The sequence below is a fragment of the Neorhizobium phenanthreniclasticum genome (assembly GCF_040066075.1).
In the GTDB taxonomy this organism is placed as follows: domain Bacteria; phylum Pseudomonadota; class Alphaproteobacteria; order Rhizobiales; family Rhizobiaceae; genus Neorhizobium; species Neorhizobium petrolearium.
Genome location: NZ_JBEAAL010000006.1, coordinates 261,772 through 277,064 on the forward strand (window position 1 = coordinate 261,772; position 15,293 = coordinate 277,064).

Sequence of the window (15,293 nt, forward strand, 5' to 3'; positions counted from 1 at the left end):
TGACTATTAAAATCATCTTTCTTGCGTTAGCTTTGATTCATTCCAAATCATTGACATTGAATTACTTTTTGAGGGGAACTAAGCGCAGTTCCAATCAATTTTTTCGTGCCGCCTTGGGGTTTGAGGTTTGGATATCAGTCTTGTCGAGCAGTTGCAGCAGACTGAGGAGGGTAGGTTGCGGCGGTTCTTTCTACGGCGCCTGCGCAACAGGGAGGATGCAGCGGATGCGACACAGGAGACGTTTCTGCGGCTGCTAACGGCAGCGCCAAAGGAGGACCTGCGCAATCCGCATGCCTACCTCTTCCAGGTGGCGAAGTCCGTCGCCCACGGTGTCACCGCGCGGTTGATGCGCGACAGTGCGCTATTCAGCGAAGACTTAGACCAGACACAAGTTGCCGATGATGCGCCAAGCCCCGAGCGGGTGGTCGCTGCGCGCCAGCAACTGGCCTTATTGATCGAGACGATCCTGGCGCTGCCGCCGAAGTGCCGCGTCGTTTTCGTGCTGAGCCGACTGGAGGGGCTCTCCAATGGCGAGATCGCCGAAAAGCTCGGCGTCTCCCGAAACATGGTCGAAAAACATATCATCCGCGCGCTGATGGCGTGCCGTCAGGCCCGTCAGGCAGCTCTGCCGGCTTGCCAGAAGGGCGTGCATGGCTGATATGTCGGACGAGGAACGGGAGAAGACTATTGCCGAAGAGGCGGCTGGCTGGGTCGCCCGGTTGAGTTCGCGCGACGCGACGGACGAAGATCGCCGGCGTTTCGCGCACTGGAAGGCGAAAGATCTGGCTCATGCAGCCGCCTTCAAAGAAATGAGCATCCTCTGGCGCGATCTCGCTCAGGTGCCGAAATCCGTCGCTCCCCATCGCGGCAGGCGCGTTGCGGGCGCGGGCGTCGCCGGGCTCCTTTTTTTGGGCTGTCTTGGCTACATGGCCGATGAAACCGGTGTCATCGACCGGTATCGTTCCGACTTCCATACTCCGGTGGGTATGATCGGGCGGTTCGCTCTTGACGACGGATCGATTGTCACCCTCAATACCGATAGCGCCATCCAGGTGAAATATGACCAGGCGCGGCGGCAAATCATTCTCCTGCGAGGCGAGGCCTTTTTCGATGTGGCGCCGAATCCGGCGCGGCCCTTCGTCGTTAGTGGTGAGCGAACCGAGGCGATCGCGCTTGGCACTCACTATGCAGTCAAGGTCGGCAGGCATGACGAAGTAATGGTCGAAGAGGGGCATGTGGCGGTCACTTTCGGATCGCAGCGCGCAGTGCTGGAGGCGGGCGGCATGGCCGAGCTCGACGACCATGGCCGCCTGAGGACGCGCACCGGCGATGTCGCCGGCCTGACGAGCTGGCGCAGCGGAAAGCTCGTCTTCTCCGGGCAGCCGCTCGGCGAGGTGCTGGCCGAACTCGACCGTTATCACCGTGGCCGCATCGTCGTGCTCGATGACCGGGCGTCGGGACTTAGGGTCAGCGGCGTGTTCGGCGCGGGCAATATCGACCAGGTCCTTCGGGTACTGGAGCAGAGCCTGCCGATCCGTATCACGCGGCTTGCGGGCTGGGTCACGCTCGTGCGTTCGCGCTGACTAGAGCGCCTGTCAGAAAAAATCTGAGTAGAAAAATCATTTTTTTGAGAATCGACCTCAGGAGGCGAGGCCTTCCTTTGCTCGTAGGCATCAGGACCGCGGTGAGAGCGGATGTTGCTTTGAGTGCAGGGGGTGGAAATGAGTTTAGTCAAAATTGGTCCGGCTGGGTCGATATTGTGGCGGCCTGTCACGGTTGCGCTTGCCGGTGTATCCTTGCTTGGCGGCATACTGCCAGCAGTCGCGCAACAGGCTGTGCCGCCAAGCATGCCGTCGCAGGCGATGGCCGTCTCCATTCCCGCCGGGTCACTAGAGACAGCACTTCTCGCCCTCGGGCGTCAGACCGACCTGCGCCTTATCTATCGCAGCGAGATCACGGCGGGAAAGGTGACGGGCGGCGCCACCGGATCGCTGGCTCCTGCCGCAGCACTGGCGAAACTGCTTTCCGGCACCGGCGTCTCGTACCGGTTCAGCAGCGGCAACACCGTTACACTGGCCGCGGGCGCGGGTGCGGCGGCGCCCGGCGGCGGCGATACGACGCTCGCACCGATCGTGCTTCACAATGGGGGTGATAATCCCGCCGACAAGCCCTATGAAACGGCCGGTTCGACCAGCTATATCTCGTCCGAGCAGATCGCGCGTTTTCGCGGTTCCACCTCCGGCGATATCTTCAAGAACACACCAGGCGTCATTTCCGCCAACAACCACAATGGCGGCGCAGTCAACGTCAATATCCGCGGCCTGCAGGGGCAGAACCGCGTCCGTGTTGCGATCGACGGCACGCAGCAGACGACCACGACCTGGCGCGGTTACGCCGGTGTCGACGACCGCACCTACATCGATCCGGACCTGATCGGCGGCGTTGCCATTTCCAAGGGGCCTTCGGGCGGGGCAGCCGGTGCCGGGGTCAACGGCGGCGTTGTCGGCATTCGCACGCTGAGCGCCACCGACATTGTCGAGGACGGCAAACGGTACGGCGGCCGCATCCGGATCGGCGCGCAGGACAACACGACCTCCGATTTCACCATCAACTCCATGATGCAGCAGACGGAGCCCGCTGATTTCTTCGATTTCAAGAACGGTTCGGGCAGCGTGGCGCTCGCCACCGTGCAGGACAATTTCGATTTCATCATCGCCGCCGCACGCCGCTACCGCGGCAACTATTTCGCCGGTTCCGACGGTCCCACGACCTACCATTTCAATGGTCGCGACTATCCGCTCTCCTATACGAAGCCGGGCGAGGAGGTGTTCAATACGTCGGCCGAATCGACGTCCTTCCTGGCCAAGGGCACGCTGCGTCTCGACGACGACCAGAGCCTCGAACTCGGCTATGTGCGCTATGAGAGCACGTTCGGCGAGGCGCTGCCATCGCTGCTCTTCACTCAGGATCAGACCTTCCGACAGGCAGCCCTTTCCGATGTGGTCACCGACACCTTCACCGCCCGCTACCGCTACAATCCGAACGACATGGTCGACCTCAAGGTCAATGCCTGGATGAGCATCGTCGACCAGACCAACATCTCGACCGGCCTCGCATTCTACCTGCCGCCGTGGATCACGCCGGAGACCCGCCCACCGGGCGACGATCCGCGCTATGCCATGACGCATACCTATGGTGGCGACATTTCCAACGCGAGCACGTTCGATACCGCCCATGGCAAGTTCAACGTCAATTATGGTGTCTCCTACCTGGTAGAAGATATCGATTCGCGGCCTTACCGCAGCCGCGGCTACGCGACCGACATCGGCGTGCTGATGAACCCGAGCGTCGGCAGTCGCGCGATCGCCAGCGCCTTTACGCAAGGTGAGTGGCAGGTAACGGATTGGCTGAAGTTCAATGCCGGTCTGCGTTACGACCATTACCGGCTGGAAGACGACGGCGTCACCTCGCGAACGGGCGTGCGCGAGCGAGACGGCGGTCGCCTCAATCCCGCCATCAGCGTGGTCATCGAGCCCATCGACGGGTTTGAGCTCTACGCGCTTTATGCGGAAGGCATGCGCCCGCCGACCATGCGTGAGACGATGGGCAATGACGGTAATGTCATCGAGAACCCCTATCTGAAGCCGGAGATCGCCAAGAACTGGGAGATCGGGATCAACTATAGCCGGGACGGGATTTTCACGGCTGACGATTCGGCACGGATCAAGCTTGCCTATTTCGATAATAACTACTTCGACTACATCTCACGCGTGTCGTCGAATGCGGGTCCCGGCCAGCCGGTCTTTACCTTCGACAACCTCAAGAAAGCGCGCTTCTCCGGCATCGAGGCATCCGTGTCCTATGACGTCGGATTCCTGTTCGTCGAGGGAATGCTCACTTACTATTCCGACTACGCGTTCTGCCGCACGTCCTCCACTTGCGCCGACACGACGGTCGACATGGACTATGCGGCGAACCACATGCCGCCCGAGATCATGAAGCGGCTGACGATCGGCACACGGCTCTTCGATGACAAGTTGACAGCCGGCATCCGCGCCACCCAGGCCGGGGATCGTCTCTCGCCGGTCACGCCGGGCGCGCGCATGTATACGGGCATGTGGGTGCCCTATACGGTCGTCGATGCCTTCGCGACCTATAAGATCACCGACAACCTCACCTTCGATCTCCAGGCCGAGAATCTGACGGACCGTTATTACATCGACGCTCTCGACGGCTGGAACCCCGCGCCGGGTCGGACGATCCGGGCCATGCTGACCGCCAAGTTCTGACAATCCAGACACAAGGAAAACCATGCAGATCGAACTTGAAACCCCTGCAACCCCGAGTCGGGCCCAGCGCCTCAAGGCCCTTACTGCCGCCACGCATGAGCGCCTCGACAAGCGCATCATAGCGGCGAACCCATTTGAAGACCGTGAGCGCTATGCGCTGTTCCTGGACGTCCAGCATCATTTCCACGCAGATGTCGATCCGCACTACAACGACCCGCGGCTCAACCGACTGCTACCGGATCTTGCCAGCCGTGCGCGGCTTTCGCTTCTCCGCCAGGATATCGCCGATATCCGTGGCACGATGCCGGCGGTTTCGCGCGTCACGGCTCCGCTTCAGACGGTATCAGCTGCGCTTGGCTGGCTCTACGTTGCCGAGGGCTCCAACCTCGGCGCGGCTTTCCTTCTGAAGGAGGCGGCAAGGCTCGACCTGTCGGTGGAATTCGGCGCCCGTCACCTCGCGCCGCATCCGAGCGGGCGTGGTCTGCATTGGCGTACCTTTGTTTCGGCCCTCAACGCGCTCGATCTTTCCGATGCTGATGAAATGGAAATGGCCGAGGCCGCTAAAGCGGCTTTCCGCCGCGTGCATGTGCTGGTGGAGCAGATTTTGAGTGATCCAATCCGGTCGCTGAGGCACTGAATGGCCGGTGGCGAATTCGCATTGATTCGACAAAATTTTCTCGGAGGCGCGTCTTCCAGGGTTTGTTGGCTTTTTGCAGCACAGTCATGGAGTGATGCGGCATGGGCAAGTGAAATCAGGCCCCGGCTTGGTTTTTACCGGATTAGCACGAAAACTGACGTCACTGCCCTTGAAACGTCGACTAGCGACGGGGCATCGGCCGAAAAGGCTGAAGCTGCACTCACTCCCGATCCGTCATATCGCTTACGTCGCGTGCGGTTCGCCGGGCATGTTGCAGGCGGGTAGTTTCAGTTTGTGCCATCGTAAACTCCCTCAAATTTCGGCAAATCCGAAGTAACAATACGCTGTTGAATCGCAAAACCGGTTTTTGATGCACCTCTATGACGTCGAATATCTGGGGAAAATACAATCCTCGTGCAGAACGGAGAGACTCCTCGACCATCCGCAGGCTCAGAGGGAAGGGTAAATAGATCCGCATTGCGTGCGATGATCGCAGCAGGAAAGCGATGGCGACGATACGGCGGATCAGGGTTCGTCATGGCCCGTCATCTCATATCGATGCGGGTATTTCGCTAAGTCGAGGTCTACGCGGCAGCCGGCATCAAGCGCATAGGTACTCACGCATTTGCCGGTCGCCAACCCGCGGCGTGAGTCTCCGATGGCGTGCAATACCCTTGTTCCGCACGCCATGGATCGAAATGGAACCGCTCAGAATGTTGCTGCCATGGCGAGTGATAGAAGCGTTCGCCGTTCTCGCTGGCTACTTTGCCCTTGACGATGCACTGGGACCTGGCTGCAAGACCGCTGCCGTATACTATCACCGAGAGTAGAATGGCGAGCAATCCGAAAAGGATGAGTCTCAAACTGCGCTGAAACTCTGATGAGGTATCTTGCGAAAAGTTCGGTCGCATAGCTTCTCCGAGGCCACCCTCCACGAGCGTTCCTATGATCCAATGTCCATCAAAGGAATACGCCTGGCATCCACCGCGGGGAAAAGTTGAGCTGCGGTAGAGTGACCGTGGGCAGCGGCGATCTTCAATCCATTCCCAAACGCGGGGCTGGCGAATGCCCCGGGGCCCGGCTAGACAGGAAGGGGCAACAACACCATCTCACGTCCCCTCAAGGCGCGCGCCTTGAGGATGAACTCGCCGGCCTCTGGTGGTCCCTTGCTTGTAAAACGTTGAAACCCTAACGGCCGTTCGACGCTCCTCAACCGAAGCTACGTCTGATAGTCTTCCATTCATGCCAGTTTCGTCCGACTTTGTCCGTGAACTCTTTGCTGCGGCTAACCAGATCCATCTGGTGTCTCGGTTGGAAGCCCAGCGTCTCATTGAACGGGCAGCAACAACCATTGACGATCAGCGCGAACGGTTGGCTATCTCCACCAATGTCGTGCCGTTGACGCACGACCTTACGGCTGATCTCCCGAAACTCCTCGCCAACCTTGACAGGATTCCGCCGGAGCTGCTTGCTGTCGTGCTCATTCGGTGCGCTGATGAGATTGCCCGGCTGGAGAGATTGGCCCAGTGAATCTACTCGCCGCGGTAGAAATTTATCCACAGCTCGCTTAATTTGCGCTCTGAACTGGACGAAGCCCACGGCCGTGACAGTTCCACTGCCGCAGGCCGCCCCCCGAGCGGTTACCCCCACTGCGGCGAGGGCTCGGCAGGCTCTTTCAATGCCGCTTGTCGAGCCCTTCGTGCCGCCCCATTCTGCACCTTTTCCTATCATTGGTAAGTTTGGCCCGGCGTCTTGGATGATCGCTCGATCGCCCCCAAGTCTATATCCATGTCGGCCGTGAGCTCCCTGGTGATCGCTTCGAGCGTCACGGAAAGCCCTGCCTCCACCTCGATTGATTTGAGACCCTTTGCGGTCTCTCGCGCGTAAATCACCAGCCTCGCCAAAGCGACGAGTTCTGCTTTCCTGTCAACGCCTTCGAAATCCAGACATTCCATGCATCACACCTCGACTGAGGCCCCAGCATAAAACGATTTGGGGGCGATGGGCGTGACATCAGCGTGACACAACGCATGGCTGATGACGTCAGCCATCACTCCAAAGAGATGTTTGGTTGAAGACGAACGACGGAGGTGGCGAACGTCCATCACTCCGACGCAGAGCTTCAATCAAGGCTATGGCGTCTGCCTTCTTCTGATCGACATAGTTATTGTTCAGAATTCGCAACAATTCTTCGGTGCGAGTGCTGCGGATTTGCGGGCAGTTTCTCACGATCGTGTTCCAACTGCGGACCTTGAAGAACAAGGAACGGGCGATTTCTTTGAGCCACCGCGCCTCCCGATCCGAAACAAGACCGTCCGCGCAACATCGGGCGAGGGTCGCGTCCACGTTGACCATGGGAATGGTGATGGCAACATATCCAAGCTCTTCCGGTCCATGCAGCAGCGCGACATCCGCATCGTCGACCAGAGTTTCAGCGGCGTAGGCTTTGAAGATTTCTCCAATGCCGGTCATTCCGAAGGTGTGGCACTCAGCGGCCCGCAAGGCGCCCATGCTTGCTGCCCCAAAGATCGCCACACCTTTCGAGAGGCCATAAAGGATTTCCTTGTGCCAGACGGGGGCAACATATTCGAAAGCGCCATCGATCAATCCGATGGCTCGTGCACCCTCATCGACAGCCAGCCGGACATCGCCCTGCGTCGCGGGTGGTCTTATGATCATATCCTCCGCAACGAAACGCCTTGCGTCCGGAAGGCTTGGGCCGACGAAGATGACTTTCATGATGTAAACGACGCTGCCATCGCCCTGTTGCCAAATCTTTGTCGTCGCTCTCCCTGCGGATTTTCCAGTCCAGGCACCAGAACCTTGACGACCGCAAACGGCAATGCCGGTGCGCTCAACTGTACGGCGACCGCTTGGGTTACACCCGCCCCCTTCAAACTCGTCAGGATCCCTGGAAGCGTCTGCGGGCCGGGCGAGGGCAGACGGCCTATAGGATCGGCATCGAATAGCCTGTGCAACCGCTCCGGCAGCGATCGTCGATATGTCTCATGAAACACATCATCGCGCGCGCCGCTGATATAGGTGACACGAGATTGCGCGGCTTCCGTCAAGGCCCGAATGGCTGCCCGCTCGGGAGATGGATGGGCACCGCAGCCGAAAGTCACGTCAATATAACGCGGCGCCGGGGACGCGAGCGCGGTTTTGGCCGCAAGAAAGGCACCGATGCACGGTATGCCAACATCGCTTGTCATGTCGAACATGCGCAGCATGACACCTGCATCTTCGATCCTTGTGGCAAGGGAGCTTACATTCTCGTCGTCAAATGCGTCAGGTGCCAGACATCTTAAGTGCTGCTTCGGTTCAGGAAGAACCTGCCACAAGACATGGGCATCGCGTTCGATACGCTCAAGAAGACCGTGAAGAATCGCCTCGTCACGGGTATTGCCCGATGCAAGGCCATCCGAAGACTGCCAGTAGCGGCAGTTCGACAGCGTCCGGTCAAGCGACACGGCTTCCACCGGGACGAAGACCCGGCCATGGCTCAGTAGATCCTCTCCCGGAGCAAATGTCATGTTGTCGGTCTGATGGGGAAGGGGCCGGCCTTTGGCGATCAGCGGAACGAGGAGATCTACCCGCTCGCCGGCATCCGATAGAGCTGACGCGCATGTATCGTTGCGGGCCAGGAACGGATCGCACGCGACAGCCCGTTCGATCGCCTCCATGACCGCCGATGTTCTCGCGTCGGCATCGGTAAGCCCTTTGCCTTGGGCAACAACGATCGACTTGGCGTTCGGCGTGTAGGCACACCAGACCGGAATGCCGATATGATCAAGTCCGGTCTGCCGGCCTATGCGGGTGATTCCCAGCGTCTTCAGAAAAGGACGCACCCGCTCATAGGTCTCGTCGGGAGGGTAGGCGCGCTCCATTGCTGACGCACCTGCCACCTAGCCGTCGAAGACGCCGGAGAAAGCCTGTTCGGAAGAGGAGACCGCAACGGCCAGATTGACGTCCTTGACGATCGTCGCTCCGACATTTCGAAGATCGTTTGCCGAGGCCAGCGGTCCGGAAGCCGGCGGCTGCATAGGCTGAACGGTTCCCGCGTCGATGTCCGCGACATAGAGCTGATCGTCTCCGGGCAGTCCGATTATCACCACTCTTGCCATCTCTTACCCCCTTAGGTTTGGTATTAAAGTTAAAATCCAGCTTTAAGTAAGCCCTCGCGATAAAGGTCCTTTTGCCATTGCTCCTTCACCGGAAGCACGGAAAGCCATGTGTGGAGATCGAACTGAGGATTGAGCGCCTGAGCCTTGCGCCGATGGATACGCGCTTTTGCGGCATCACCCGCCATCGCGTAACTTGCCGCAAGCAATCGGCGGGCCGACGAGGAGTCGCCCATTCGATCAATATAGCTGATCGCCTGACGAAATTCGCCCAGGAAATAGCTGGCGCCGGCCGCAATCCAGAAGTAGTCGTCAGGGCAGATGGGATTGAGACGGATAGCCTTGCCGATCTTGGCCAAACCGTCGGCGGGCTTCGATGCATGAACCAGGGCATCGGCGTACCCGCAGATTGCGTCGGCGAGATGCGGGCTCAGTCCTTCCGCCCGATCGAATGCCTCCAGACTGCCGTCGACATCGCCAAGGTAGAGCTTTGATAGCCCAAGTTCTCGATGCGCCGATGCCAATTCCGGCTGAAGTGCGATTGCCTTTTGGGCGACCTCTTCTGCTTTAACCAGCAGTTCTCTCTCCCCTTGAGCCGTCAACACCCATTCCCAGGAATAGGTACGCGACAGGCCCGCCAAAGCTGGCGCGAAATCCGCGCGCGCTTTCAGCGTTCCCCTGAAGGCATTTCTGGCCCGGCGCAGGTCGGGGAGTGTGAACCTGTTGAGATGCTGTGCGCCTGCAAGATAGGAACGGTAGACGTCGGGGTGAGCGCGGAAGTCGGCGAGCACCGGTTCGGTGCGCTGAAGATGATTGCTGATTGCATTGACGATCATCTGCGCAATTTGCTTGCGATGTGAAGCAAGTGAGCCGGGTTTGAGGCGAAAACGCTCTGCCCACAATACACTGTCGGATGGCAGGAAGATCATCTGTAGAAAGAGACCCTCGCCACTGATGCTCGTATCGATCACATAGGAGATGGAATGTCTCTCCAACTGCGTGATCTTGTCCGCATCCTGCCGAATGCGGGCAGCCGTATAAGGGGCAACGACCGCGACCGTCCTTAAGGCGCACAGGCTTATCGTGATGTCTTCCATCAGTGCCCGGGCGGGATAAGCGGAGTTTTCCTGAGCTTCCTGGGGAGGAAGCAAAACCAGCCGGGGAAGTTCTATCAGTGTCGAAGGGGCGACGGCAACTTCTGCGGACAACTGGAATTCGGTCTGGCGTGTAGCGCGTGTCAAGGATCCGGTTCGCTCATCGTGACGATGCGCCCGAAGCAGCACCTCGCGAACAGCGGTATCATCCGGATAGCGCTCAAGTAGTTGTTTGGCACTATCCTTGACGCTGGCCCAATGCGACCGGAATGCCGCCGCGGCTTGCGCATCGAAGAACGCCACCCTGAAGTGCTCCCACTGGGCCGACTGTTGCTTCCCAACCCATGACTTTAGTCCGACGGGTAAGTTCGCCTCGTCTAGAAATTGATGCCTCATCAATTTCGATATCACGGTTAATCGCCGCAGCGGTTCAAGATCAGCGGAAAAGACGGAAAAGTCCGGGTCAATGGCTTCTGCCGACAGGCGTACAGTCGATGCCGTGAAATCCAGAGGAATGGGCCAGCCCTCCGCGGCGCATTTGCGGACACGCTCGATCATCTTGCGGAGGTTGATCTTCGCGGCACCCTGGTCGCCTGCCCAAAGCAGTCTCGCGAGATGATCACGAGGCAGTTCGAACTCACGGCTGGCCAGCATATAGACAACGGCAAACAACGCCTTTTGCGGTAGCGGGACTGTCCCTCGTTCGTCGTCGGCAAGCCAAAGGCCGCCAAAAGTTACAAGCCGGAGCACCGGAACGATCCGTCAACGCGTCGCGTCTGAATCCGCGCGGTCGCGATCCAGTTCTTGGGGGCGCCCCAACGATTTGACCAGCTGAACAATGTTCTGGCGCAGCTTCGCACTTGCCACCCTTTGAAAGGCGATATTGAGCTCCATCCCCTCGCGGCTCATCAGGAACGCGGTCACCGCGTCTTCCTCTTGCATCACGGGTTTCCCGTCGACCAGCGGCGAACCATTCGGGGCGTCCGCGAAGAAATAGCTGACGGGCACATCCAATAAGGTTGCAATGTTCTGGAGGCGACTGGCGCCGACCCGATTGCTTCCCTTTTCGTATTTCTGCACCTGCTGAAAAGTGATCCCCAGTCCATCGGCCAGTCTCTCTTGAGAGATCTTCAGCATCGTGCGCCTGAGCCGGATCCGTGATCCAACATGAATGTCAATGGGATTTGGTTTTTTCTGATCCATCACTGCAGCCCTCCGTCGCGATCACAAGAGTGATACAAACGTCACCTTCATGCAACTATTACTGGAGGTTCCATGGCTTGTGCCTGGCGCCTGAGCAACTGGAATAGCCGGTCTCGTGAGCTTCCGGGGACGTCGAGCGTGCTTGAGGGCAATATCTCCTGGCGATAAAGGCAAATATATCAATGTTTTGAATAAAGCCGCCCTGATTTTCTCGCGGCCGGAACTCCCCCTCAGTCATTTCGGTCATACCCTCCCAGAGTGTTTAAATCCTCCGTTGGAGACCGGTTTGATGACGAAGATGGATTGGTTGATGTTGGCGGTCGTAGCGATCCCCGTGATGCCCGCAATTTTAAAGGAAATTCGGCTTTGGTGGGAGGCAAGGCGGAGGAGCCGGCGGGGTGGCTCGCAGAGGCGCTTCGATCAACCATGACGCGTATTTTGGTGCATCTCTTGCGGTGGACGCTTCCACTTCTGGCTGAATTATGCTTTATCCCCCCGCGGGTAGAATGGGGGACTACATGAAAATCTATATTATGCCGCTGGCGGTTGTGCTGGCGGTTTCTGGCTGCGCAAAAAGGCCTGACGCAATCGTGCCGGCCGACATTCCGATGGCGGCATATACCAATTTGTCATGCGAACAGCTTGGTCAGGAGATGATCAAGGAGCAAACGGCTCTGACAAGTGTATCCAAACAACAGCACGACGCCGCGACAGGCGATGCCTTTGGCGTTTTCCTCCTCGGCGTCCCGATGTCCTCGACGTTCGGCGGTGACAAGGAAGGGCAAGTGGCGGTTGCCAAGGGGAAAGTCCAGGCAATTCAGTCCGCGATGATGAGCAAGGGATGCAGTTCATCGCCGGTGCCGGTGAAGCCGGGTGCGGCGGCGAAGAAGGCAGCAACTTAATGCGCCGCCGCAGATAAGTCACGATTAACCTGGCTGTCTTTCAAGGCTGTCGGGGTTTCGTTCTCACCTCCAGCACGATCGGCGAACGCGACGCAATCTCTTTCACCTTGATACTTTGGGTGGGCTGCTCAGGGAAGATAGTGAATATGCGGCCGTGCGTGATGCGGTGAGGTCTCGACACGCGCATCTACCGCGAAAACGTCCCTTAAGACCGTCTCGGTCATGACTTTGTCGGGTGTGCCCGACGCAACGATCCTGCCGCGCTGCATGACGATCAATTCGTCGCAGAACATCGCTGCGTGATTGAGGTCGTGCAGAGCGATGATGCTGGTAATTGGTAGATCGGCGACAAGCCGCATGAGGCTGATCTGGTGTTGGATGTCGAGATGATTGGTCGGTTCATCGAGGATCAGCTCTTTTGGCGACTGTGCAAGAGCTCTGGCAATATGAGCGCGCTGCTTCTCGCCGCCGGACAGGCTCTGCCAGGGGGCATTTCGTTTATCGATCATACCGGCGCATTCAAGCGCTTGCTCGACAGCCTGGTCGTCAGCGAGTGTCCAGCCGGAAAACATCGAGCGGTGCGGAAAGCGTCCGAGTTTGACTACGTCAACGACCCTGAGGTTCGCGTTGGTCGTCGCATGCTGTTCGACGAAGGCGACGCGTTGCGCGATCGTGCGACGACCGATGCTGCCTATATCCTTCCCGTCGAGCGTGATCTCGCCGGAGTGCGGCCGCTTCAGGCCGGCGAGAAGCCGCAGGAGCGAGGTTTTACCGGACCCGTTCGGGCCAAGCAGGCCGAGCATCCTTCCCGGCCGTGCTTCGAAGGAAACGCGATCGAGAATAATCTTCTTGCCTATCTTCCACACGAGGTCTTGGGTCCTGATGCTCATGATGCGCGCTGGAACCGGTACAGAATGACGGAAAAGAAGGGAACGCCTACGAGTGCGGTGACGACGCCGACCGGCAGGATCTGCTGAGGGACGAGTGCGCGCGAGGTTATGTCGGCGAGCACCATGAAGATAGCCCCCACGACGGCGCAGGCCGGAAGCAGCCGGCTATGGAGAGGCCCGACGACGAAGCGTGCCGCATGTGGCACCACCAATCCCACAAAACCGATCGAGCCGACCATGCTGACGATCGTCGCCGTCATCATCGCGGTCAGGGCGAAGAGCACAATGCGCGCCCGCCCGACATCGACGCCAAGTGAAGCGGCAGCCTCGTCGCCGAAGGCGAAGGCATCCAGAACCCGGGCATAGGCAAGGCAAGCGACAAGCCCGAGGCCGACGATGACCGAGACCAGCATGAATTCCGGCCACCGCACGCCACCGAAGCTGCCAAGCAACCAGAACATCACGTCGCGAGCCTGCTGAGCATTGCCAGACGTCGTCACGACATAGGACGTAGCGGCGTTGAACAACTGCGATGCGGCAACGCCGGCAAGGATTGTCCGGTCGGCGCCCCCGCGGGTTCCATTCGACAGGAGGGCCACGAAGAAGAAGGCGGCAAACGCCCCAGCAAAGGCCCCCGCCGACAACGAGACGGCCGCCGAGCCAACGCCAAGGATGACGATAGCGACGGCCCCGGTCGATGCGCCGGCGGAAATGCCCAGCACATAGGGTTCTGCGAGCGGATTGCGCAGCAGCGACTGCATGATCGCGCCAGAAAGCGCCAAGCCCGCGCCACAGAAGGCGGCAACGAGTGCGCGGCTGAGGCGATAATCCCAGATCACGGTCTCATGGATGCGGTTCAGTTCCACCGCCGTCCATCCCAGCCTGTTGGTGACGGCGGCGAACGTCGTGGCTAGTGGGATCGGCAGGTCGCCAATCCCGACACTGACACCTACGACAAATCCGATCGCCGCAAGGGAGGCCAGCAGGAGGGCACCAAAGACGGCAGCCTGCGGGAGAGGGCGGTGAGAGGCAGTCACTTGAGCAGACCGAGGGCCTTCAGCTGTTCGGCCACCTGCTCCGCACCGTATATCGTGCGGATCGTGGGGTTCATAGCCTGACCGTCCATGACGACGATCGCATTGTTCCGGACGGCCGGCATCTGGCTGACCGCGGGATCGCTGTTCAGGAACTTGATCTTGGCTTCTGGCTTGTCGAGTTCCCAGCGGTTGCGGTCGAGACTGGCGATGACGATGACGTCGGGATTGGCTGCAATGATGCTTTCCCAGCCAAGCGTCGGCCATTCGGCTTCCGCCATGATCGCATTCTTGCCGCCGAGAAGATCGGCGATGAAGCCCGATGCGGCATTCTTGCCGCCGAGATACGCGTCGGCTGTCGGTGACGGGCTGGAGAACCAGAAGACGTAGGAGAGTTTCTTCCCGTCCTTCGAGACGCCAGCGCGCAAGGTCGCCTCGCGCTTCTTGAAGTCGGCGATCAGATCCTGGCCGCGATCGGCGACATCGAAGATCTGCGACAGCTCGTCGATCTCCTTATAGAGCAGGTCCATGCTCCATAGCTGATCACGGCTGCCATATTGATCTTTTGCCTTTTCGGTGCTGAGGCAGGTACTGGGCGAGATGTAGCTGGGCACACCGACCTTGTCGAAGTCCTCGCGCTTTGCGACCTTGCTGGTCGGGCCGAGCAGGCTAGGGAGGGCTGCGGCGACGAAATCCGGGTTCTCGGCCAGAATCGCTTCGAAAGTCGGGAATTCGACAGTCAGGAGCTTGACCTTCGCATTGGCTGCGGCCAGTTGCGGAAGAACCTTGCTCGGCCAGAATGCCGTGCCAGCCATTTTGTCTTCCAGGCCGAGCAGCAGCATAATCTCGGCGCTGTTCTGGCCAAGTCCAATCGCCCGCTGCGGCGCCTTGTTGATCGTAACCTGGGCACCGCAATTGTCGAGCACCAGGGGATATTTCGTCGGCGTTGCTGAAGCTTCGGTTAAGGCAAAACCGAGCACGGCTGCGAGGCCAGCGGCAAGAAGAGGTCTGAACGCAGACACTTTCATGTTCCTATCAGTGGAGTTTTTAGTTGTGGTGCTGCGCCTATAACGTGAACGACCTGCTTGAACAAGACTGTTGAAGTCAAGTATTTGTTCCGCGA

General features: G+C 59.2%; 16 protein-coding genes. 6 read left to right on the forward strand and 10 right to left on the reverse strand.

Features of this window, described 5'->3' with window-relative positions; translation table 11 throughout:
* The first annotated feature begins 175 nt into the window (after window positions 1-175).
* The 4 genes from ABK249_RS11275 to ABK249_RS11290 all read left to right on the forward strand — a co-directional run bounded on the left by ABK249_RS11275 (window position 176) and on the right by ABK249_RS11290 (window position 4,926).
* Window positions 176-658 (forward strand): RNA polymerase sigma factor, encoded by a 483-nt coding sequence (locus tag ABK249_RS11275; RefSeq protein ID WP_415926435.1) that lies wholly within the window; start codon window positions 176-178, stop codon window positions 656-658.
* Window positions 651-1,583 carry a FecR family protein gene (locus ABK249_RS11280; protein ID WP_227702444.1) on the forward strand — a complete coding sequence of 311 codons (933 nt, stop codon included), beginning with the start codon at window positions 651-653 and terminating at the stop codon, window positions 1,581-1,583. Before ABK249_RS11275 ends, ABK249_RS11280 begins: the two co-directional genes overlap by 8 nt.
* A 138-nt stretch (window positions 1,584-1,721) precedes the next feature.
* A complete protein-coding gene (locus ABK249_RS11285) occupies window positions 1,722-4,289 on the forward strand; it encodes a TonB-dependent receptor domain-containing protein (protein WP_227702445.1) in 2,568 nt (855 codons plus the stop codon).
* A 22-nt stretch (window positions 4,290-4,311) separates the two neighbouring features.
* The gene (locus tag ABK249_RS11290) at window positions 4,312-4,926 is read left to right on the forward strand and encodes a biliverdin-producing heme oxygenase (RefSeq protein WP_037150806.1); all 615 of its coding nucleotides are present in this window, start codon (window positions 4,312-4,314) and stop codon (window positions 4,924-4,926) included.
* A gap of 287 nt (window positions 4,927-5,213) precedes the next feature.
* On the opposite strand, the gene ABK249_RS11295 is transcribed toward ABK249_RS11290, so the two are convergent.
* Window positions 5,214-5,465 (reverse strand): hypothetical protein, encoded by a 252-nt coding sequence (locus ABK249_RS11295; RefSeq protein ID WP_227705270.1) that lies wholly within the window; start codon window positions 5,463-5,465, stop codon window positions 5,214-5,216.
* Between the two features lie 703 nt (window positions 5,466-6,168).
* Between ABK249_RS11295 and ABK249_RS11300 the strand changes: the two genes are divergently transcribed.
* The gene (locus ABK249_RS11300; RefSeq protein WP_227702446.1) at window positions 6,169-6,456 is read left to right on the forward strand and encodes a hypothetical protein; all 288 of its coding nucleotides are present in this window, start codon (window positions 6,169-6,171) and stop codon (window positions 6,454-6,456) included.
* 197 nt (window positions 6,457-6,653) lie between these two features.
* On the opposite strand, the gene ABK249_RS11305 is transcribed toward ABK249_RS11300, so the two are convergent.
* From ABK249_RS11305 to ABK249_RS11330, 6 genes are all read right to left on the reverse strand, one after another.
* A complete protein-coding gene (locus tag ABK249_RS11305) occupies window positions 6,654-6,881 on the reverse strand; it encodes a hypothetical protein (protein ID WP_227702447.1) in 228 nt (75 codons plus the stop codon).
* A gap of 88 nt (window positions 6,882-6,969) precedes the next feature.
* Window positions 6,970-7,665, reverse strand: a complete 696-nt coding sequence (locus ABK249_RS11310) for a TfuA-like protein (protein ID WP_227702448.1) — start codon at window positions 7,663-7,665, stop codon at window positions 6,970-6,972.
* Window positions 7,662-8,813: a YcaO-like family protein gene (locus ABK249_RS11315; protein WP_227702449.1), complete on the reverse strand. Its 1,152-nt coding sequence runs from the start codon at window positions 8,811-8,813 to the stop codon at window positions 7,662-7,664. The genes ABK249_RS11310 and ABK249_RS11315 overlap by 4 nt, the downstream gene beginning before the upstream one ends.
* Window positions 8,814-8,831: 18 nt before the next feature.
* Window positions 8,832-9,050, reverse strand: coding sequence for a hypothetical protein (locus ABK249_RS11320; protein ID WP_227702450.1), 219 nt, complete (start codon window positions 9,048-9,050; stop codon window positions 8,832-8,834).
* Between the two features lie 29 nt (window positions 9,051-9,079).
* Window positions 9,080-10,891, reverse strand: a complete 1,812-nt coding sequence (locus ABK249_RS11325; protein ID WP_227702451.1) for a peptide antibiotic resistance protein — start codon at window positions 10,889-10,891, stop codon at window positions 9,080-9,082.
* A 12-nt stretch (window positions 10,892-10,903) separates the two neighbouring features.
* Window positions 10,904-11,344, reverse strand: a complete 441-nt coding sequence (locus tag ABK249_RS11330; protein ID WP_227702452.1) for a helix-turn-helix domain-containing protein — start codon at window positions 11,342-11,344, stop codon at window positions 10,904-10,906.
* Window positions 11,345-11,850: 506 nt separating this feature from the next.
* On the opposite strand from ABK249_RS11330, the gene ABK249_RS11335 reads away from it, so the two are divergent.
* Window positions 11,851-12,246 carry a hypothetical protein gene (locus tag ABK249_RS11335; RefSeq protein ID WP_320443009.1) on the forward strand — a complete coding sequence of 132 codons (396 nt, stop codon included), beginning with the start codon at window positions 11,851-11,853 and terminating at the stop codon, window positions 12,244-12,246.
* A 128-nt stretch (window positions 12,247-12,374) separates the two neighbouring features.
* On the opposite strand, the gene ABK249_RS11340 is transcribed toward ABK249_RS11335, so the two are convergent.
* The 3 genes from ABK249_RS11340 to ABK249_RS11350 are packed head-to-tail and all read right to left on the reverse strand — an operon-like array spanning window position 12,375 to window position 15,192.
* The gene (locus tag ABK249_RS11340) at window positions 12,375-13,136 is read right to left on the reverse strand and encodes an ABC transporter ATP-binding protein (RefSeq protein ID WP_037150831.1); all 762 of its coding nucleotides are present in this window, start codon (window positions 13,134-13,136) and stop codon (window positions 12,375-12,377) included.
* Window positions 13,133-14,173: a FecCD family ABC transporter permease gene (locus tag ABK249_RS11345; protein WP_407720917.1), complete on the reverse strand. Its 1,041-nt coding sequence runs from the start codon at window positions 14,171-14,173 to the stop codon at window positions 13,133-13,135. Before ABK249_RS11345 ends, ABK249_RS11340 begins: the two co-directional genes overlap by 4 nt.
* On the reverse strand, window positions 14,170-15,192 hold the full coding sequence (locus ABK249_RS11350; RefSeq protein ID WP_037150996.1) for an ABC transporter substrate-binding protein: 1,023 nt from the start codon (window positions 15,190-15,192) through the stop codon (window positions 14,170-14,172). The genes ABK249_RS11345 and ABK249_RS11350 overlap by 4 nt, the downstream gene beginning before the upstream one ends.
* Window positions 15,193-15,293: the final 101 nt, after the last annotated feature.